This window comes from Streptomyces zagrosensis (assembly GCF_014203645.1).
Lineage (GTDB): Bacteria > Actinomycetota > Actinomycetes > Streptomycetales > Streptomycetaceae > Streptomyces > Streptomyces zagrosensis.
The window spans coordinates 131,342-152,645 of sequence record NZ_JACHJL010000009.1 but is presented as its reverse complement, the minus strand read 5'-3'; the positions used below and the strand labels follow the sequence as shown (position 1 = coordinate 152,645).

Here is a 21,304-nt window from a genome sequence, read left to right as displayed (position 1 = left end):
GCCCTTGCATCAACTAACAGCAGCGCCAAGCAGCCGCCCCCGTACCTACCTCGGGGGCGGCTGCGTGGGCGGTGCGTGACGGCAGCGTCCGCGGTCGGCTCGCCCAGGTCAGGGGCGTGCTTAGCGGGCAGGTCACCGGGCGTGCTTGGCGGGCAGGTCAGGGGCGTGCTTGACGGGCCCAAGGTGCCCGGTTAGCCCGGTAGGGGCTTGCCGTACCAGAGCTCGATGAGGCGGCCCGCGATGGAGATGCCGTAGGGCGGCAGCATCTCGCCCGACTCGTATGCCGCGCGCAGTTCGTCGCGGGAGAACCAGCGCGCCTCGTGGATCTCCTCGCCGTCGACCTGGATGTCCGAGGTCGTGGCGCGGGCCATGAAGCCGAGCATCAGGCTGGACGGGAAGGGCCAGGGCTGGCTGCCGACGTACTCGACGTCGCCGACCGTCACCCCCGCCTCCTCCGCCACCTCACGGACCACCGCCTGCTCGATGGACTCGCCCGGCTCGACAAAGCCCGCCAGCGTTGAGAACCGACCCTCCGGCCAGTGCACCTGTCGGCCGAGCAGCGCCCGGTCCTGTTCGTCGGTGACCAGCATGATCACGGCAGGGTCGGTACGGGGGTAGTGCTCGGCGCCGCAAGCCTGACAGCGACGGATGTGACCGGCCGCCGCAATCACGGTCCGCTCGCCGCAGCGCGAACAGAAGCGGTGCAACCGCTGCCAGTTCTCCAGCGCAACGGCATGCACCAACAGCCCGGCGTCCCGCTCGGAGAGCAGCGCGCCTGCCTCACGCAGCCCCGCTGGGCGCGCCGACTGGTCGATGCGCCCTGGCAGCGTGTCCTTCTGTAGCGCGAAGTAGCGCACACCCTCGGCGTCGGCGCCCAGGAAATAGCGGTGGGTCTCAGTGAGGGGGGCCTCGAAGGCCGGCGTCATCACCAGTTCCGTACGGCCGTCAGGGGTGTCGTCCACCAGGGCCTGGCCGCCGGAAACCACAAAGACGCGCGTCGTCGGATGGCTCCACGCTGCGGCGAGCCACGCCTCGTCCAGCCGGTGGTGTGCCGCGCGGTCAACGCCACCCTCGGCCGTCAGTGGGATCGAGATGCCGGTGGATCGTTCGGTCCAGGTGGTCACGTTACTTCCAACTCCCCCTATGTGAACCATGTACAGCTGTGCTCTCTTCCCGGCTTACGCGGCCGTCGTTCGGGCTTCGCTGGGTGTCGGGTTTACCGGGCCTTACGCACTCTCCAGCGGTCTCGATCAGCCCGACCGTGCGACTGTCTGACCTCTGGCCTGTCTGACCTGCCTGGCCGCTGTCTGCCTGGCCGCTGGTCTGTCTGGTCGCTGGTCTGTCTGGAACACTTTGTCGTGTTCCCGGCGGTCCCGCCTGCCCGACCTTCGGCCCGCTGCACGCCCCGTGGCCCGCTTCTGGGCTGGTGGGTGGCCTGGTGGGGCCTGCCTGGCGCTCGGTGGTTCGCCGCTGGCCCGGTGGGTGGTCCGCCCGTACGGCTCGGTGGTCCGCCGTGCAGCTCACTGGTCGGGCAGTGGCTTGCCGTCGCCCCAGGGCCTGGCCTGCTATCGCGTCACGGGTACCCGCCAGGTCTCGGCAAGATCGCCCCATAGATAGGCGGCGCTCTCGACGCCCTTCATCAGCAGGTCGAGTTCCACCTTTTCGTTCGGGGCGTGCCACCCATCGGACGGCACCGAGATGCCGAGGAAGAGCACCGGTGCGCCCAGGACGTCCCGCAGATCGGCCGCCGGGCCCGAGCCGCCCTCACGGGTGAAGCGGACCGGCTGGCCGAAGGCGCGCTCCATGGCCCGTACGACCGACTGCAACGCCGGGTGATCAAGCGGGGTCAGACAAGGACGGGTCGCGCCCCAGAAGGTGATCTCGTGCCGGATACCGGCGGGCAGCCGTTGCGCCACCCACTCCCGTACCGCCTGCTGAATCTCTTCCGCGTCCTGGCCCTCCACCAACCGGAACGACAGCTTCACCTGGGCGCTCGCGGGAACGATGGTCTTCCCACCGGGGCCTTGGTAGCCGCCGCCGATGCCGTTGACCTCGGCGGTCGGGCGGGCCCAGATCCGCTCCAGGGTGGTGTATCCCGTTTCGCCCGACGTGGCGCGTGAGTGTGCGGTACGCAGCCACTCCGCCTCGTCGAAGGGGAGTTCGGCGAAGAGCTGGCGCTCACGTTCGGTGAGTTCCAGCACACCATCGTAGAAGCCGGGTATCGCCACCCGCAGGTCCGCGTCATGCAGCGCTGCAGCGAGCCGGGCCGCCTCCATGGCCGGATTCGGTACGGCTCCGCCGAAGGAACCTGAGTGAATGTCCTGCTCAGGCCCGTACAGGTCGATCTGGCAGTCGGCCAGTCCACGCATCCCCGTACAAACCGTCGGGGTGTCCCTTGACCACATGCCGGTGTCGGAGACGACCACCGCGTCACAGCCCAACCGGTCGGCGCGGGCCTTGATCAGCTCGGGGAAGTTCGGCGAACCGGACTCCTCCTCGCCCTCGATGAGCAACTTCAGATGGACGGCGGGCGCGCTGCGGCCGGTCGCGGCCAGGTGGGCGCGGACGCCGAGCGTGTGAAAGAGCACCTGCCCCTTGTCGTCGGCCGCGCCCCGTGCGTACAGCTTGCCGTCGCGCGTCTGCGGTTCGAACGGATCGCTGTGCCAGCCGTCCTCCAGCGTGGCGGGCTGGACGTCGTGGTGACCGTAGACCAGGACCGTGGGGGCGTCCGGATCGCTCGACGGCCACTCCGCGAAGACCGCGGGAGCACCGGCGGTCTCCCAGACCTCCGCTGTCGGGAAGCCGGTCGCGGCCAGCTTTTCGACCAACCACTCGGCACTGCGTCGGACGTCACCGGCGCGGCCGGGGTCGGCCGATACGGAGGGGATACGCAGCCAGGCGACCAGGTCATCGAGGAACGCGGCACGGTGGGCTTCGACATAGGCGCGGACAGCGTCGTCCGGGGCGGTGCTCATGACGACGAGCCTAACCGGCCGGGCCGACCCGCCTCGCCCGGGTTCCGCCGCCCGAGCCCGAGGGCCGGTCATGGTGTGAGGGGCAGCGCAGCAGGCGAGACCGCCTCCCGCGCCGGGCCCCTCGCGAGGTGCTCACCGCGTTCGGCTAGGCGCCTGTGCCGCGTGGTTCACCGAGCAGGATGCGTTCGATTTCGGCCCGGCCCGGCAGGGGTTCCGGCCGGACGATCTCGCCGCTACGAACGTAGAGGAACGCCGCCGTGACGGCGGACAGCGGCAGGCCATGCTGTTCGGCCCAGGCCAGCCGGTACACGGCGAGCTGGAGTGGGTCGGCGTCCTGCGCCCGGTTGGTCTTCCAGTCGATGATTTCGTACTCGTACTCGTACTCGTACTGGAGCTGGTTTTGGTCCCCCTGGTCCTGGAGCTGGTCACCGTGCGCTTCGTCGGCAGGCCTGCCGTCGCCGTCCACGGGGGGGCCGTGGGGCGCGGCACCCGGTGTGGCTTCGGCGGCGTGCGCGCCGTCCGCCGGGGGGGCGGGCTTCGCGCCAGGAGCATGCCGTACGCGGTGGCGGTATACGGCGTCGATCCTGCCCCGCACCACCCGGCCGGCGAGGTTGAGCTGGAAGGGGGCTTCTATGCGGTGCGGCGTGCGGCGGGCGTACGGGGTGCGGTTGAACGCCTCCTTCAGCGCCTCCAGGTCCCAGCCGTCCCCACCGCCCTCGGCGTCCGACTCCGGGCCGTCCTCGTCGGCGCCCGGCAGTTCGTCCGGTCCCAGCATCGGCAGCGGCAGCGCCTCGAATCTCGACTCGACCCAGGCGTGGAAGCGGGTGCCGCGGCGCGCGGCGGGGCGCGGCGGGCCCGGCATGGGGCGGGCCAGTTCGCGGGCGAAGCCATCCGGGTCGGCGGCGAGCCGCAGCACCTGCGATGCGCTCAACGCGGGCGGCACGAGCACATCGCGCACGGTGGCCCGGGCCCGGCGCAGTTCCCCAGCGAGCGCGTCGAGGTCCCGGTCCCACGAGTCGGCAAGCCGCGTCTCTGCTGGCAGCAGCGGCTCGCCGCTCGGCGCATGCTCGCTCGGTGCTTGGTCGTTTGGTGCTCGGTCGTTTGGTGCTCGGTCGCTCAGTCCCTGGTCGTTCGCTGGCTCGTCGTTCGCTGGCTCGTCGCCGTGCGGAGTGTCGGGTGGGGCTGCTTGCGGGACGGCCGGGGGCGCCACCGATGAGTCAGCGTGATACGAGTCGGCGTGCTGCTCGCCGTACGGGCGCTCATGCGGGTCGTCGTACAAGTCGTCATACGGGTCGGGGTACGAGGCGTCATCGTGCGGGTCGTCTGGAGGCGGCCACTCCGGGTCGTGGGCGTAGCCCGAGCCAAGGGCATCGTCCGCGGCGTGAGCATCGTCCGGGGCGAGGGCGGTAGCGAAGGCGGCGGTGGCGGGGTGCTCCGTGTCGTGGCCTGATGGGCCCTCCGCGCCAGGGGTGGCGGTGGCGGGTTCCACCAGGTCCGCGGTGTGCGCGGCGGGGTGCGTGGCACGCCCGGTGGGGGCGTCGAGGCGGGCGAGGTGGGCGAGGACCGCGTCAGCGGCCCGGCGGCGGCGGGCGAGCGCCGTTGGGTTGAGCGCGAGCGGCCAGGCCCGGTCGGCGGGCGCGGCCTCGTCCGAGTCTGGGTCCGGGTCGCGCAGGGCTGGGTTCTCCTCGTCAGGGGCCGGTTCGGGCGCCCAAACCTCGATCTCGCCCGCACCCGTTTCGCAGTGCTCCCGCAGCGCATCCAGAAAGGCGGACGGGCCACGTGGCTTCTTCTGAGAGGGGCCCCACCAGTGCCCGGAACCGAGCAACAGGGAGCGGGGGCGGGTGAAGGTCACGTAGCCAAGGCGGAGTTCCTCCGTGCGCTGGTGCTCCTTCATCGCGGCCTTGAACGCGTTCAGCCCCTTGGCGTCCCAGCTCGTCACGTCAGGAAGCGTGTCGGCGTCGCCGCGCAGCGCGTGCGGCAGCACCCTCGCGTTCGCCGTCCAGGACTCGCGGGACTGCTCGCTCGGAAACGTCTTCGCCACCAGCCCCGGCACCGCCACCACGTCCCACTCCAGGCCCTTTGACTTGTGCGCGGTGAGCACCTTGACGGTGTTCTCGCCACCCGGGAGCGCGTTGTCCAGGCCCTTCTCGTACTGGGCGGCCGTCCGTAGGAACCCAAGGAACGCCAGCAGGGTTGGCGCGCCGTCCAGCGCGGAGGCGCCGCCTTGACGAGCTGCAAATCCGGCGGCGATGTCCAGGAAGTTACCCAGGGTCTCGCGGCGCCGGGCGGCGAGTGCGTGCGGCGAAGCGGACAGTTCCACCTCAAGGCCGGTGACCGCGAGAACGCGGTGCAACACGTCCATCAACGGATCACCGAGCGAACGGCGCAATACACGCAGTTCTGTGGCCAAGCGGGCGAAGCGGACTCGGGCGTGCGCCGAGAACGGCAGTTCGTCGCCCGCGTCGTCATGAGCCTGGGGTCCATAGGGGGATGTGTTCAAGACGAGTGTGTCGAGGGCGTCGGCGAGCGAGATGGCCTCGGCCGGATCGACCCCCTCGACGGCCTCGGCGAGGCGGCGGTCCGCGTCCTGGCCGGGACTGTCAGGGTTGTCAGGGTCAGGTGAGTGAGTGGGGTGACGTCGTACGAGCGCACGGGCGCGGCGGCCCAGTAGCGCCAGGTCGCGTGCGCCAATGCGCCAGCGCGGGCCGGTCAGCAGCCGTACCAGGGCGGCGTTGGCCGTGGGGTCGTGCAGCACTTCGCACATGGCGACCAGATCGGCGACCTCCGGCAGATGCAGCAGCCCGGACAGGCCCACCACCTCGACCGGAACGTCCCGCTCCACCAGCGCGCCCTGAATCTGGGCGAAGTCAACCGCCGTACGGCACAGGACCGCGATCTCACCCGGCGGCGTGCCCGTACGCACGAGGTGGGCGATGGAGTCCGCGAGCCAGGCCAGTTCTTCGGCGTGGGTGGGCAGCAGCGCGCAGCGCACCAGGCCGTCGCGGTCGGCGCCGGGCGCGGGGCGCAGCGCCGCGACGCCCGCGTGCCGTGCGCGCAACGGGGTGGCGAGGCGGTTGGCGAGCGCGAGTAGACGGCCCCCGCTACGCCGGTTCTCGCTGAGCGAGAACCGCTCGGCCGGGCCACCGTTGCGCGCCCGAGCAGCGGACGTGACTGCCCCGACAGCACCACCAGGTACGTGAGCATCGCCGATCTCGCTGCCACCACTAGCCCCATCAGACCCATCAGACCCAACAGACCCAACAGACCCAACAGGCCTGTGAGCACCATGAGCCTCGCGAACACCCCCAGCCGCGCGGGGGAAATGCTCGGGGAAGTCATCCAGGTTGGCGACGGAGGCGCCGCGCCAGCCGTAGATCGCCTGGCAGGGGTCGCCCACGGCGGTGACGGCGTGCCCCGTACCGTCGTGCAAGCCCGCCCGTGCGCCGGGGACTGCGCTCCCACCACCGCTCCCACCACCGGTCGCGCTCCCGGCCACCGCGGTCACAGCGGCCCCCGCGCCCGCAGCTACTCCGGGGCTGCGCGCACCGGCGTCCGGGTCCGCCCCGCCGCCGGCTACCGCCCCCGCCCCGCCCTCGCTAGCCGTCGCCTCCTCACCCGCGCCGAACAGGCTCGACAGCAGCAGTCGCTGGGCCACCGAGGTGTCCTGGTACTCGTCGAGGAGCACCACGGCGAACTCCTCGCGCAGGGCCCGGCCGACTTCGGGATGGCTGCGGGCCAAGGTGGCCGACAGGGCGATCTGGTCGCCGAAGTCGAGGAGGTCATGGCGGCGCTTCTCCGCGCGGTAGCGGCCGACAAGGTCAAGGAGTTCGAGCCGGGCGCGGGCCGCCTCGGGCACCTTCCGCAGGTCGTCGTTGCTGAGTTTGGCCCCTTCCAGGGTCGCCAGCAGTTCGGTGTCGTGGGTCCGCAGCCGTTCGACGGGCACCAGGTGCTCGGCCAGTTCGCCGTCAAGGGCGAGGAGGTCGGTCACCAGGTCGGCGAAGGACCGCGTGAGCGCCGGATACGGGCCGGGCGCGGTGCGCAGCACGCGGGCGGCGAGTTGGAAGCGGGTGGCGTCGGCGAGCAATCGGGCACCCGGCTCGACTCCGATGCGTAGCCCGTGGTCCCCCAGCAATTGCCCCGCGAAGGCGTGGTACGTGGAGATTCGCGGCTCGCCCGGAACCTCGCCCTCCAGTTCCACTTCACCGGGCCCAGGCCCGCGAACGGCACCTCCGACGTCACCGGGCTCGCCGATCCCGGCCCTGTGCAGCGCCTTACGCACCCGCTCGGCCAGCTCGCCGGCCGCCTTGTTGGTGAAGGTGAGGCCCAGCACCTGTTCCGGCGCGACCTGTCCCGTACCGACCAGCCAAACGACCCGCGCGGCCATCACCGTCGTCTTGCCGGAGCCGGCCCCGGCCACGATCACCTGCGGAGCGAGTGGCGCAATGATGCAGGCCATCTGCTCTGGGGTGAACGGAATGCCAAGAAGCTCCTTGAGCTGCTCGGGATCGGTGAGGTGTGCTGACACCCCAGTGAGGCTAATGCCGCCCACTGACATCGCCCACCACGTCCCGGCGACCAACCACCGTCAACCCCGCCTCCGCGTCCCCCCACCCCGCCTGCCCCGCCTGCCCCGCCTTCGCGGTGCTACTCGACCACGTGCCGGCCCTCCGGGCGGGCGCCACAGGAGGCGCGGAAGGCGCAGCGGTTGCAGTGCTCGCCGGGGCTCGGGGTGAAGCGCTCATCGAGCACCCGGCCCGCCGCCGTAGCGAGCAGATCGCCCACCCAGTCCGGTGCCCCGGCACCCGCCGTCCCACCCGCCGTCTCCCCGGGCGAACCGGCCGCCGCGGCAACCGGCCCCGCCACACCAGCAGAATCCGTCGCGTCAGCCGTATCCACTGGGCCCGCCGCGCTCACCTGCTCCGCCGAACCCACCCGCTCCACGGGACTCGCTGAATCCGCCTGCCCCACGTGCCCCACCGGCCCCGCCGAATCTCCCTGCTCCACCAGCCCCCGCGGGAGCGGCTCCTGTGCCTGCACCTTGGGCAGCGTCTCGCCCCCCGCCTTGCGTGCGGCTCCCTGCCGTAGCTGCACCAGTTCCGCGCCGCCGGGCTCCGGGTGAGCGCCGCCGAACAGGTCGTCCACCGCGCCCTCGCGCACCGCAAGCTGGTAGACGGCGAGCTGCGGGTGACGGGCAACCCCGTCGCGGGTGACCGACTGCTTGCCCGTCTTGAAGTCCACCACGTACGCGCGGCCATCGGCGTCCGTCTCCACCCGGTCCATGGAGCCGCGGATGCGTACCTGGTACGTATCCACCTCAAGCGTCACATCGAAGGCGTGCTCGCTGCCGACGACGGTGCGCCCGCCGCGCTCCATCACGTGCCAGCGCAAAAAGCGTTCCAGGGCTGCCCGTGCGTTCTCCTTTTCTTGCCGCGACTTCCACGGCGCCTCGAAGGCGAGCGCATCCCACACCGAGTCGAGCCGCTCCATCAGCACCGCGAGATCGGCGGGGGTACGCCCCGAGGCGACCTCGTCGGCGAGCACGTGGACGACGTTGCCGAACCCTTGCGCCGCGGTGGACGGTGGTTCCGCCTTCACCTCACGCCCCAGGAACCACTGGAGGGAGCAGGTGTTGACCAGTTGGTCGAGCGCGCTGCCCGAGAGCCCCACCGGCGCTTCCCGGTCCCGCAGCGGGACCTCGCTGTGGGTGGTGTCGTCCAGGCCCCACCAGCGGTACGGGTGCGCCGCGGGGACCAGTGGCACACCCTCGTCGTCGCGCAGCGCCGCGAGTCGGGCGAGCCGCTGGGCCGCCGCGTCCCGCAGCGCGTCGGAGGCCGCTGGATCAACGGTGGTGGCGCGCAGCTCCGCGACGAGTGCGGGCACCGACAGCGGGCGCCGCGGCCGGTGCATGACATCCACCGGTTCGATGCCGAGCTCGGTCAGGAACCTCGACGGCTGGTCGCCGTCGTCGGCGGGGGCCCGTACGGCGGTCACCACCAGACGCTCGCTGGCCCGCGTCGCCGCCACGTAGAACAACCGCCGTTCCTCGGCGAGCAGCGCGCCGGGCGGCAGTGGTTCCGCGATGCCGTCCCGGCCGATCCGGTCCGCCTCCAGGAGCGAACCGCGCCGCCGCAGGTCGGGCCAGAGCCCTTCTTGGACACCCGTCACGACCACGAGCCGCCACTGCAACCCCTTGGAGCGGTGCGCGGTCAACAGTCGTACGGCGTCGGGCCTGGCCGCCCGGCGTGCCAGCGTGTCGGCGGCGATGTCCTGGGCGTCGAGCTCTTCGAGGAAGTTCAGCGCGCCCCGGCCACCGGTGCGCTCTTCCGCGCGCGCGGCCGTCTCAAACAGCGCACACACCGCATCGAGGTCCCGGTCCGCATTGCGCCCCGCTGCCCCGCCACGCCAGGCCGCTCGCTCCAGCCGCTGCGGCCACGACGTACCGTCCCACAAGCACCACAGCGCTTCTTCCGCCGTGCTGCCGCCAGCGAGCAACTCGCGCGCCTTACACAGCAGCAGCCCGAGCCGCTGCGCGCCCCGCGCGTACGCCGGATCGTGCACAACCAGTCGCTGCGGCTCGGTCAATGCCTCGGCGATCAGCACATCGGACGGCCTGGGCACGGCGCGCCCGGCGGCCCGCTCCTCGTCCCGCAGCGCCCGGCCGAGCCGGCGCAGGTCGGTGGCGTCCATGCCGCCGAGTGGCGAGGTGAGGAGGGAGAGCGCGGTCTCCACGGAGAGCCACCCGCCGACGGCGTCTGAGGCGTTGTCGGCCGAGAAGTTGTCGGCGTCCTCAGCTTCATCGGCCCCCGGGTCGTTCGTCGAGTCGTTCGTCGAGTCGTTCGTCGGGGCCTGGCGCTGGTGGGGTACGGGCGGCGTGGGCGTCGCGCCGGCGCGCGCCGGCAGAGTCGCTGTTGCCGTGGCGCGCAGGGCGGTCAGCAACGGCGCGACGGCGGGCTCGTTTCGTAGCGGAATGTCGTCGCCGTCCACCTCGACCGGCACGCCCGCGGTGGTCAGCGCCCGCCGTACGCCCGGCAGCGCCCGCGCGCCCGCCCTGACGAGCACCGCCATCGCGCTCCACGGCACCCCGTCCTCCAGGTGCGCACGGCGCAGGATGTCGGCGACGTTGTCCACCTCGGCGCTGACGGTGGGATAGGTGTAGGCCTCGACCCTTCCGCCGTCGCCGGTGGCGGTCAGCTCTCGGTGCGCGCGCGCAACGGCGGCCGGCAGCCGGGACAGCGGCATCCGGCGGGCGAGTGTCCTGGTGGCGGTCAACAGGGCCGCGCGCGCACGGTGGCATGTGGTGAGCACCGCCACATCAGCGGGCCGTCCATCAGCGCGCGGAAAGGCTGCGGGGAAGCCGAGGATGCCGCCAACGTCCGCGCCCCGGAAGGCGTAGATCGACTGGTCGGGATCGCCGAACACAACCAGCGCCGTACCCGCCTGGGGCGTACGCCCTTGCGGCGTACCCCCCTGCGGTGCGGCGCTCCCCGCGGCACCGCCCACCGGCGCACCGTCCGTTGCCCCCGCCCCCCTCGACACACCGCCGCCCGGCGCACGCCGTTCCGACACGCCGCCGCCCGGCACACGCTTTTCCGACGCACCGCCGCCCGACGCAACTGCGCCGGGCGTGCCGCGCCGGGGCGTCGCGGTGACCGCCAGCGCGCGCAGCAGCCGCGCCTGGGCGACGTCCGTGTCCTGGTACTCATCGACGTAGATCGCGTCGTACTTCCCGGCCAGCTCCGCCGCCACCTCGGGGCGCTCTGCGAGCAACACCGCGCGGTGCACCAGTTCCGCGTAGTCGAGCACTCCCTGGGCGTCGAGGACGTCCAGGTACTCGGCGAGGAAGGAGGCAGCCGCGCCCCAGTCGGGCCGGCCGGTGCGGGCGGCGAAGGAGCCCAGCGCTTGGGGGCCAAGGCCCAGCTCCCGGCTTCTGGCGAGCACGGCGCGCACCTCGTCGGCGAATCCTCGGGTGGTCAAGCAGGCGCGCAGGTCGTCGGGCCAGCGCACCGAAGCGCGGCCCTCGCGCTCCAGCTCCGCCTGCCCGGCCAACAGGTCACGTACCACCACGTCCTGCTCGGGTCCCGACAGCAGGCGCAGCGGGTTGGCGAACAGGTCGGCGTCCTGGTGGGCGCGTACCAACGCGTAACAGAAGGAGTGAAAGGTCGTCGCCCAGGGAGCGGCGACGCCGCCGATCCGTGCCGCCATCCGATCGCGCAGGGCGACCGCCGCCTTCCGGCTGAAGGTGAGGACCAGGATGCGCTCCGGGTCGGTGCCTCGGCGCACGCGGGCGGCGACGGCCTCGATGAGCGTGGTCGTCTTTCCGGTGCCGGGACCCGCCAGCACGAGCAGCGGACCGCCGGCGTGATCAACCACCGCGCGCTGTCGGGCGTCCAGCACAGGGGACGTGGCCGATCCGGGCGGCGTACGCACCAGCCGGTAGCCGCCCGAACCGGAGGCTGCGGACGTCCAGGGAGCGCCAGCTGCCCTGGCACCGCCGTACGCCGCGGCGCTGCCGCGCGCTTCGGTCGTTGCGGGCGGTCCCGGTTGGGGGGCGGATGGGAGTGCGTCCCCGGCGGGGTGCGCGGCGGAAGACCCCATGGGCGTCCCCTGCCGCGGCCCCGGGGGCGTTTGCCGCGTTCGCGACGTCGGCCCGCGCCGGGGAAGAGACGAGGAGGAGGAGCTCACGTGGTTCGCCGGTCCTGGTGGTTGTACTGGGTGCCTTGCGGCCGTGCTGGACGGGTGGGGCCATGACGCCTGTGGTCAACGCCCGGTTGAGCCCGGCCGTGCCCCCGACGCGCCGTTCCGTGGCCGAAATGCGCCTCGTGATGGCCAAGACTTGTTGGACGGCGGCCGAGCGGTGAGGGCCGCCCCAGACGCTACGCCAGTGCCGGCGCGGGGCGCAGCGCGTCCCAGGCGTCCCCAGCTCGCCCTACATCCCCCTGCCGTACACCCGCACGCCATGAGTCCGGGAGTTAGGACGGAAGCTCCCCGATTTCCGAAAACACCTGCCACACCAGGGATAACAGCCGCCCGGGCCGTGCCGGAGGCCCGGGCTCCGCACGCCGCGCCGAGCACCGCGGGCCCATGGGGCGCGCCAGGCGCATCCGATAGGCGCGTGATGTACGTAACGCGGCAATCCGTGCGCACCACGCGTACCGCAAGCACCACATGCCTCCACAGCGCACTCCAACCCTCTGCTGCGGAGGACACATCAGACAATCGGGGTACGTGGAAGCTGAGGGCGTGGGGCTCCCGGAAGGCGCCAGCCGCCCGCCATGCGCGGATCACCCAAGACACGCCGCACCCGCGCACTATGCCCGGTACGTCAGGAAGTCCGGAGGCATCGCTCATGCCCGAGATGTCCCATCCGCGGACGGCACGGGACGGCCCGGCGGCGACCGCGGAACCCTCCCGTCCGCCCGGCGCGCCGGATGCCTCACGCCGACCCGCCGGGCGGCGGGTCGGCGCCGTCCCAGCGGGCCCGCCGCATGTCGAGCCGCGGCAGCTCCCCGCTCGTACGCCCGCGTGCGCCGCTAGCTCCGCGCGCCCCGCGCCGGCCCTGGCCGCCGCCGGACCCACCGGATTCAGCAGCGTCGGGCGCGGGCCTGGTCCGCGCCGCCTCGCGCAACGGTGTGCCCTCCGCTCGGTAGTGAGCCAACGCCTGCCGCTCATGGCCCGGCAGCAGCGTCCCGTCCGCGCGCACCACGCGCCACCAGGGCACCGCCTCGCCGTACAGCGCCATCACCCGGCCCACCTGGCGCGGGCCGCCCACACCTCGGCCACCGCCACCGGGCACCGGCGCGGCCTCCGGGTCTATCTCCTGGGCCAGCCACTCGGCGACGTCGCCGTATGTCATCACCCGACCGGGCGGAATGCGCTCCGTTACCACCAGCACACGTTCTGCGTATTCGGGATACTCCGGATACTCGGCGTGTTCTGCGTATTCGCGGTGTTCGGGCAGCCCGTCCCGCTCGGATCGTTCCTCGCTCTCGCGGCTCATCCGCCTCATCCTGCCGCACGGCACCGACAGCGGAACCCCGCAATTACACCGGGTGCGGATGGGTGCTACGGGGCGTACCATCCGTATCTCGCGCCCCCGAAGTACACCCTGCTGCCGCCCCCGGCTCGCTGGCCATGCCACCATCTTCCGGGCGGTGACAGGTGATACGAGACCAAGAAGAGACGACTGAGATGCAGGGTGCGCAGCCTTCGGAAGAGGACAGCACCCCCGCCGCGCTGCCCCGCTCCGATGAAAACGACGCGACGGACGGCCCGGACGCCGAAGGTGCATCGGGGGCCCGTACCACCGATGCAGCCGGCGCCACCGCGCGCCCCGTTACCGCGTCCGGCGCCACCGCCTCATCCGACACCCCAGCGCCCGAGCCCGGGCCCGAAGCCAACAAGCCCAACTCAACCGCCACACCTGCCACACCTGCCACACCTGCCACACCCGTCTCGCCAGCCTCACCCAAGGCACCCGACGCACCCGACGCACCAGCCGAGCCCGCCTCCACCGGGGCGCACCGCTGCGAGGAGCCCGATCTCCGCGCGGACCAGGTCTCCGGCGACGAACCACTGCTGCCCGCCCGGGTGCACCGCCCCTCCGACCTGGTCAAACTGGTCCTCGGAGTGCTCGGCATCGCCGTCGTGCTGGCCATCGCCGCCTTCGCCCACGGCACCACCGCCGGCCTGGGGAAGGACATCGGCAAGGGCGCGGAGCAGGCACCCGACCTGCTCATCGACTTCGCCGGTCTGACAGCCAGCGTCGCCGTGCTGATCCTGCCCGTGGCCTTCGCCATGGAACGGCTGATCAAACGGGACGGGCTACGGATCGCCGATGGCGTGCTCGCCGCCGTCCTCGCCCACGGCGTATCGCTCGCCACCGACCTATGGGTGGCGCGCTCCGCGCCCAACTCCGTACAGGAGGCGCTGACACAGCAGTCGCCCGGCGGCGCGTTCTCCGATCCCGTGCACGGCTATCTCGCCCCCGTCATCGCCTATATGACGGCTGTCGGCATGGCCCGCCGCCCGCGCTGGCGGGTGGCGATGTGGATCGTGCTGCTGCTCGACGCCTTCGCGGTACTCGTCGGCCGTTATACGACGCCGTTTTCGATCCTCGTCACCGTGCTGATCGGCTGGACCGTCGCGTACGGGACGCTGTACGCGGTCGGCTCGCCCAACGTCCGGCCCACCGGGCAGCATCTGCTTCTCGGCCTGCGCCGGGTCGGCTTCAGCCCGGTGAGCGCGCTGCGCTGGGACGAGGGACAAAGCGGCGAGCAACCGTCCAACGCCGACCGGGGCCGCCGCTATCTGGTCACTCTGGAGGAGGGCCTACCGCTCGACGTCACCGTCGTGGACCGCGAGCAACAAGCGCAGGGTTTCTTCTACCGCACCTGGCAACGGCTCGCGCTGCGCTCCATCACCCAGCGCCGCAGCCTCCAGTCGTTGCGGCAGGCGCTGGAGCAGGAGGCGCTGCTCGCGTACGCGGCCATCGCCGCCGGGGCCAACGCGCCTAAGCTCATCGCGACGTCGGAGCTGGGCCCGGACGCGGTCATGTTGGTGTACGAGCACACCGGCGGCCGGACCCTGAACTCCCTCCCCGACGAGCGGATCACCGACGAACTCCTTGAGGGCGCCTGGCGCCAGGCGCGCGCGTTGCAGTCGCGGCGCATCGCGCACCGCAGGCTGGAGGGCGACGCCATCTTGGTGGATCGTTCCGGCCGGGTCATCGTCTCTGACCTGCGCGGCGGCGAGATCGCCGCGGGCGATGTGGTGCTGCGGATGGACATCGCGCAGTTGCTCACCACGCTCGCGCTGCGGGTCGGCGCCGAGCGTTCGGTGACCGCCGCGGTCGGCGTCATGGGCCCCGACGCCGTCGCCGACTGCCTCCCGCTGCTTCAGCCCCTCGCGCTCAACCGCGTCACCCGCGGCACGCTCCGCCACCTCGCCCGCGAGCGTGCGGAGCGCGAGCGCGAGGCCGTGCTCGCGGCGGCCCGTAGCGAAAAGGAGGCGCGCGAGGCGGAGGCCGCCGAGGTCAGGCAGCGGGTCGATGCGGAGCCGCTGGACCGCAAGGCGAGGAAGGCCCTCAAGGCGGCGCAGCAGGCGGAAAAACAAGCCGAGAAGCGTGCGGTGGACGAGGCGCTTGAAGAGGCCCGTGAGGAGGACTTGCTCTCGCAGATCCGGCAGCAGGTGCTGCTGGTGCGCCCGCAGGCGCCGATAGAGCCGGTCCGGCTTGAGCGCATCAAGCCGCGCACCCTGGTCAGCTTCTGCGCGGGCGCGTTCGCGGCGTACTTCCTGCTCTCCCAGTTCACCCACATCAAGCTGGGCCAGGTGGTGGACGAGGCCAACTGGGCGTGGGTGGCCATCGCTCTCTTCTTCTCCAGCCTGACCTATATCTGTGCGGCCATCAGCCTGCTCGGGTTCGTACCGGAGAAGGTGCCGTTCGGGCGAACCGTGCTGGCGCAGGTCGCCGCGTCGTTCGCCAAGCTGGTCGCCCCGGCGGCTGTCGGTGGCGTGGCGCTCAACACCCGCTTCCTGCAACGCGCCGGAGTGCGCCCCGGGCAGGCGGTCGCCAGCGTCGGCGCATCGCAGCTCTTCGGTTTGGCCAGCCATGTGATCTTGCTCGGCACCTTCGGCTACATCACCGGCACCGAGCGCACCCCAACCCTCTCGCCGTCCCGTACGGTCATCGCCGGGCTGCTGACGGCGGCGGTGCTGGCCTTGGTGGTGACGGCGATTCCGGCGATGCGCAAATTCGTGTCCACGCGGGTGCGGTCGCTGTTCGCCGGGGTCATTCCGCGCATGCTCGACCTGCTCCAGCGCCCGCAAAAGCTGTTCGCGGGCATCGGCGGCATGCTGCTCCTCACGGCGGCGTTCGTGATGTGCCTGGATTCCTCGATCCGGGCCTTCGACGGCAATTTGAGTTACGCGAGCATCGCCGTGGTCTTCCTGGCCGGCAACGCCCTGGGCTCCGCTGCGCCCACCCCCGGCGGCGTCGGCGCGGTCGAGGCGGCGCTCATCGCGGGTCTGACGTTCGCGGGGCTCCCGTACGACACGGCCGCGCCCGCGGTGCTGCTGTTCCGGCTGATGACGTTCTGGCTCCCGGTCCTCCCGGGCTGGCTCGCCTTCACCCACCTGACCCGCAAGGAAGCGCTGTAGGCGGGCTGCGGTAGCGGCGCCTCCAGCCACAGTCGCGGTCAAGCCGTGGCCGCGTACCGCGGCAGTCGCGTACCGCGGGGCTGCGGCTGCTCGCTCACCCGCACGGGCGTATCGCCGCGGCTCACTCGTACGGCCGTCTGTGCGGGCAGCGGCCCGCGCTCGCCCGGACGATGGCAGGCAGCCGGTCCACCGCCTTGGGAGGACAGCCATGTCCCGAGAGATCCGAGCGGATGCCAAACAGCGGGACCCCTCACGCACGGGTGCGGCAGCCAGACGCACCGGGGCACAGCGCACAGCAGCGGGGCAACCAGCAGCGAAGCAGCCAACGGCGGGGCGCCCCGCAACGGGATACGCCGGGGGCGTACGCGGCGTGCCAGGCGTACGCACCGGTGCATGGTTGGCCGCCGTGTTGCTGATCGGCGGCGCCGCCGTGGGATGTGGTAGCTCCGACGACGAGGACCACGGCGGGCGGCCCGACGCCTCGGCGCAGCAAGAGCTGGACTGGTCGTCGTGCCCGGCACCGGACACGAGCGAGGACGGCGCGGACGGGGGCCCGCCGGGCGAACCGTGGGAGTGCGCCACGTTGCACGCCCCACTCGACTACGCGCGGCCCGAGGGCAAGACGATCGGCATCGCCCTCATCCGCGCGCGGGCGACGGACCAGGACCGCAGAATCGGTTCGCTGATCTACAACTTCGGCGGCCCCGGCGGCTCCGGCATCACGGCACTGCCGGCGTTCGCGGAGAATTACCAGGACCTGCGCGAGCGCTACGACCTGGTCAGCTTCGATCCGCGTGGCGTCGGCCGCAGCAACGGCGTGCGGTGCCTGGATGATCGAGACCTCGACGCGTACCACGCGGCCGACGCCACCCCGGACAACGCCCGCGAGAGCACCGCGCTCGACGCCCGCATACGGACCTACGCGGCGGGCTGCAAGAAGCACTCCGGCACGGTGCTACCGCACATCGGCACCGTCAACGCCGCCCGCGACCTGGACTTGATGCGACGCGTGCTCGGCGACAGCAAGCTGCATTACTTCGGCGTCTCGTACGGCACCGAACTCGGCGGCGTCTACGCCCATCTGTACCCCGACAGGGTCGGTCGGGCGCTGTTCGACGCCGTCGTGGACCCGGACCAGGACCCGCTACGCGGGGCCATCGGGCAGGCGAGAGGGTTCCAGCGGGCGTTGCAGAGCTATCTGCGTGACTGCCCCGCCGAGCGAGACGACTGCCCGACCGAGGGGGAGATCACCGCGTTCCTCAAGCGGCTCGACAACGACCCGTTGCCTGGCAAAGGCGGCCGGTCCCTGACGCAGTCGTTGGCCAGTGGTGGCATCGCGCAGGCGCTGTACTCGAAGGACTTCTGGGAGTACCTGACGCAGGGCCTCAGTGACGCCGAGGCCGGGGACGGTCAGGTGCTGCTCGCGCTCGGCGACGCGATGAACGGCCGCAGCGAGGACGGCCACTACAGCTCTCTTCAATCCTCCCTCACCGCCATCACCTGCGCCGACTTCACCCAGCGCTACACGCCAGCGGACATACGGGCCGCGCTACCCACGTTCCGCAAGGCGTCACCGGTGTTCGGCGACTACCTGGCGTGGGGCCTGCTCCAGTGCGCCCATTGGCCGACGCATGGCACCTGGCAGACGCCGGACGTCAGCGCGCGGGGCGCCGCCCCGATCCTGGTCGTCGGCAACACCGGCGACCCGGCCACCCCGTACGAGGGCGCCCGTCGCATGGCCCGCGCGCTGGGCCGGGGCGTCGGTGTGGAGCTGACCTACCACGGGGAGGGCCATGGCGCCTATGACAGCGGCGACCCGTGCGTGAAGCGCGCCGTGGACGCGTATCTCCTGGCGGGGAAGGTTCCGCGGGATGGCACAGTGTGCCGCTAGCGAGGTGACCGGTGGCGGCAGCGCCCCGGCGAGGGGCCGGATGGCCCGGTGCGCTGGCGAGAGAGCGAGCCGGGGCACCTAAGATCAGGCAGCATGTCACGTCTTATACGGAGCAGGGCTTTGGCTTCGGCGGCCCTGGTGGTCGCCTTGGGTGCGACGGTGAACGGCTGCGGAGGCGGTGACGACGGCGGGGACTCCGCATCCGATGGGGGCGCAAAGAACGCCCGGCCGCCGTCGTCCGCGCCGCCGGTGCCGCGCGACGCCACCCTGCCCGAGGCGCTCACAGGCCAGCAGGTGAGCTGGAAGTCCTGCCCGGCGCCCACAGCGCTCCAAGGCGGGGGCGAGGCGCCAGGAAAGGCCTGGGAGTGCGGCACGCTCAAGGCTCCACTCAACTACGAGAAGCCGACCGGCGACACCATCGACCTCGCGGTGATTCGCAAGCAGGCGACGGACGGTGACCAACGAATCGGTTCGCTGATCTTCAATTTCGGCGGGCCCGGCGGCTCCGGTGTCGGCACACTGCCCAGTTTCGCCGATGACTACAAGAAGCTGGGCAAGCGGTACGACCTGGTGAGCTTCGACCCGCGCGGGGTCGGCGCGAGTGAGGGTGTGACCTGCCTGAGCGATGCCGAACAGGATGCGGCGGCGGCCGTGGACAACACACCTGACGACGAAACCGAGTTGACGGCAGCCCTCGCGCAGTCCCGCAAGTACGCGGTGGCCTGCCAGCACAACTCCAGCAAGATGTTGCCGCGCGTGGACACCGTGAGCGCGGCGCGCGACCTGGACCTGATGCGGCAGGTGCTGCGCGACCGCAAGCTCCACTATTTCGGCATCTCGTACGGGACCGAACTGGGTGGCGTCTACGCCCACTTGTTCCCCAAGAACGTCGGCCGGAGCGTACTTGACGCGGTGGTGGACCCGACCCACGGCCCCGCCGAGCACGCACTCGCGCAGGCCAAGGGCTTCCAGCTCGCACTGGGCAACTACCTCAAGGACTGCGCCCGCAAGGGCTCCAGGTGCCCGGTCGGCGACGACCCGGCCAGCGGCAGCCAGCAGATCGCGGCGCTGGTGAAGAAGTTGGACCAGCAACCGCTGCCTGTCGAGGACAGCAGCCGCAAGCTGACGGCCGATCAGGCCGTGTACGGCATAGCGGCGGCGCTCTACGACAAGGAGGCCTGGAAGTATTTGTCGCTCGGCCTCCAGGAGGCGACACAACGCGGCCAAGGCTCCGTGCTGTTGGCGCTCGCCGACTCGATGGCAGGACGCGACGAACAGGGCCACTACAGCAACATCCAGCCCGCCAACACCGCCATCTCGTGCGCGGATTCCCGCCAGCGCTACACCCCGGACCAGGTGAAGGCCAAACTGCCGCAGTTCCGCGCCGCCTCCCCCATCTTCGGCGACTTCGTCGCCTGGGGGTTGCTCAGTTGCGACAGTTGGCCAGTGGCCGGGCAGCAGGACCACCCCGAGGTCAGCGCCGCTGGGGCGCCACCGATCGTCGTGATCGGCAACACCGGCGACCCGGCGACGCCCTACGAGGGTGCGCGCAAGATGGCCCGGCAGCTTGGTCAGGGCGTTGGTGTCGAGCTGACGTACAAGGGCGAAGGGCACGGCGCGTACAACAGCGGCAGCGCTTGCATGACCGAGGTTGTTGACGGCTATCTCCTCGACGGCAAGGTGCCTGCCAACGGCACGACGTGCAGCTAGCCCCAACTGCCCGGCTAGCTGTCCTGGCGATGGTTGGCTAGCCGCTGGCCGGGCTCACTGGCTGACGAGCTGGCTGAGAGTCGTCCATGGGCCGCACGGCGGCCAACGCGTAGGGGCCCGGCCACCGGTGAACGGTGATCCGGGCCCCTGCGTCGTTCACTGGTGTCTGCTGCCGAAGGCACGGGGCGGCCCCAGCACCGAGAGACCGCAGCACCGGACACCCATCGGACACCCATCGGACGACCGGAAGGCCGCCCGGATCGGACGGCCACCGCCCGGTCGAGCGAGGGCCGGCCCAATTGCCTGACGGCAGCTGCCGGTTCCCGCCTGACAGCCGCCGCGCAGTTCGCCTAGTAGACGGGCTTGTCCGGCTCGATCTGATGGACCCAGCCGATCACGCCGCCACCCACGTGTACGGCGTCGGCGAAGCCCGCGGACTTCAGCACGGCGAGCACCTCGGCCGACCGGACGCCCGTCTTGCAGTGCAAGACGATCTTCTTGTCCTGTGGGAGATCCTGGAGGGCGTTGCCCATCAGGAACTCATTCTTGGGGACCAGCCGGGCACCGGGGATGGAGACGATCTCGTACTCGTTTGGCTCGCGGACATCGATAATCTCGATGCCCTCGCCCTCGTCGATCCACTCCTTGAGCTGCTTCGGGGTGATGGTCGAGCCCATCACCGCTTCCTGTGCCTCTTCGGAGACCACGCCACAAAACGCTTCGTAGTCGATCAGCTCGGTGACCGTGGCGTTCGGGCCGCAGACCGCGCAGTCGGGGTCCTTGCGGACCTTGACCTGGCGGTAGGTCATCTCCAGGGCGTCGTAGATCACCAGGCGGCCGACCAGCGACTCGCCGATGCCGGTGAGCACCTTGATGGCCTCGGTGACCTGAATTGAGCCGATGGAGGCGCACAACACGCCCAGCACGCCGCCCTCGGCGCAGGAGGGGACCATGCCGGGCGGCGGGGGCTCCGGGTACAGGCAGCGGTAGCACGGGCCGTGCTCGCTCCAGAAGACGGACGCCTGGCCGTCGAAGCGGTAGATCGAACCCCATACGTACGGCTTGTTCAGCAACACGCACGCGTCGTTGACCAGATAGCGGGTGGCGAAGTTGTCCGTGCCATCCACGATCAGGTCGTACTGGGAGAAGATCTCCATCACGTTCTCCGCCTCAAGGCGGTCCTCGTGCAGCACGACGTTCACATAAGGGTTGATGCCAAGGACCGAGTCCCGGGCGGATGCCGCCTTGGAACGGCCGATGTCGGCCTGACTGTGAATGATCTGGCGCTGTAGGTTCGACTCGTCAACCTCGTCGAACTCCACGATGCCGAGCGTGCCGACACCGGCAGCCGCCAGATACATCAGTGCGGGCGAGCCGAGGCCGCCCGCGCCCACACAGAGCACCTTGGCGTTCTTCAGGCGCTTCTGCCCGTCCATTCCCACATCGGGAATGATCAGGTGACGCGAGTACCTGCGAACCTCGTCCACGGTGAGCTCGGCAGCCGGCTCGACCAGGGGTGGCAGCGACACGGGGACTCCGTAATTGGTGGGAGCAGCGTTGTTCTTCTCGTAAC

Annotated in this window: 9 protein-coding genes; 3 read left to right on the top strand and 6 right to left on the bottom strand. The window is 71.3% G+C overall.

Features of this window, described 5'->3' with window-relative positions; genetic code table 11:
• Nucleotides 1–191 precede the first annotated feature (191 nt).
• The 5 genes from nudC to FHS42_RS18545 all read right to left on the bottom strand — a co-directional run bounded on the left by nudC (nucleotide 192) and on the right by FHS42_RS18545 (nucleotide 12,972).
• Entirely contained in the window at nucleotides 192–1,124 is a 933-nt protein-coding gene (gene nudC, locus FHS42_RS18570) for an NAD(+) diphosphatase (RefSeq protein ID WP_184573368.1), read from the bottom strand.
• 441 nt (nucleotides 1,125–1,565) lie between these two features.
• Nucleotides 1,566–2,975 (bottom strand): dipeptidase, encoded by a 1,410-nt coding sequence (locus FHS42_RS18565; RefSeq protein WP_184573367.1) that lies wholly within the window; start codon nucleotides 2,973–2,975, stop codon nucleotides 1,566–1,568.
• Nucleotides 2,976–3,120: 145 nt separating this feature from the next.
• On the bottom strand, nucleotides 3,121–7,500 hold the full coding sequence (locus FHS42_RS37250; protein ID WP_312866939.1) for an ATP-dependent helicase: 4,380 nt from the start codon (nucleotides 7,498–7,500) through the stop codon (nucleotides 3,121–3,123).
• 119 nt (nucleotides 7,501–7,619) lie between these two features.
• Nucleotides 7,620–11,345, bottom strand: a complete 3,726-nt coding sequence (locus tag FHS42_RS18550) for an ATP-dependent helicase (protein WP_376772631.1) — start codon at nucleotides 11,343–11,345, stop codon at nucleotides 7,620–7,622.
• 1,063 nt (nucleotides 11,346–12,408) lie between these two features.
• Nucleotides 12,409–12,972: an MGMT family protein gene (locus FHS42_RS18545; RefSeq protein WP_281392796.1), complete on the bottom strand. Its 564-nt coding sequence runs from the start codon at nucleotides 12,970–12,972 to the stop codon at nucleotides 12,409–12,411.
• A gap of 191 nt (nucleotides 12,973–13,163) precedes the next feature.
• On the opposite strand from FHS42_RS18545, the gene FHS42_RS18540 reads away from it, so the two are divergent.
• The 3 genes from FHS42_RS18540 (at nucleotide 13,164) to FHS42_RS18530 (ending at nucleotide 19,731) form a co-directional block, all read left to right on the top strand.
• Nucleotides 13,164–16,130 carry a lysylphosphatidylglycerol synthetase family protein gene (locus tag FHS42_RS18540; protein ID WP_184573364.1) on the top strand — a complete coding sequence of 989 codons (2,967 nt, stop codon included), beginning with the start codon at nucleotides 13,164–13,166 and terminating at the stop codon, nucleotides 16,128–16,130.
• A gap of 208 nt (nucleotides 16,131–16,338) precedes the next feature.
• Entirely contained in the window at nucleotides 16,339–18,021 is a 1,683-nt protein-coding gene (locus FHS42_RS18535) for an alpha/beta hydrolase (RefSeq protein WP_184573363.1), read from the top strand.
• Between the two features lie 93 nt (nucleotides 18,022–18,114).
• On the top strand, nucleotides 18,115–19,731 hold the full coding sequence (locus FHS42_RS18530; RefSeq protein WP_184573362.1) for an alpha/beta hydrolase: 1,617 nt from the start codon (nucleotides 18,115–18,117) through the stop codon (nucleotides 19,729–19,731).
• Nucleotides 19,732–20,081: 350 nt separating this feature from the next.
• Here FHS42_RS18530 and moeZ read toward each other — a convergent pair whose 3' ends face one another.
• Nucleotides 20,082–21,260, bottom strand: a complete 1,179-nt coding sequence (gene moeZ / locus FHS42_RS18525) for an adenylyltransferase/sulfurtransferase MoeZ (protein WP_184573361.1) — start codon at nucleotides 21,258–21,260, stop codon at nucleotides 20,082–20,084.
• Nucleotides 21,261–21,304 lie beyond the last annotated feature (44 nt).

Excerpts from the sequence above, each read along its gene's own strand:
- FHS42_RS18565 (WP_184573367.1), bottom strand. The coding sequence starts at position 2,975 with ATGAGCACCGCCCCGGACGACGCTGTCCGCGCCTATGTCGAAGCCCAC.
- FHS42_RS18540 (WP_184573364.1), top strand. The coding sequence starts at position 13,164 with ATGCAGGGTGCGCAGCCTTCGGAAGAGGACAGCACCCCCGCCGCGCTG.
- FHS42_RS18545 (WP_281392796.1), bottom strand. The coding sequence starts at position 12,972 with ATGAGCCGCGAGAGCGAGGAACGATCCGAGCGGGACGGGCTGCCCGAA.
- FHS42_RS18535 (WP_184573363.1), top strand. The coding sequence starts at position 16,339 with ATGTCCCGAGAGATCCGAGCGGATGCCAAACAGCGGGACCCCTCACGC.
- FHS42_RS18530 (WP_184573362.1), top strand. The coding sequence starts at position 18,115 with ATGTCACGTCTTATACGGAGCAGGGCTTTGGCTTCGGCGGCCCTGGTG.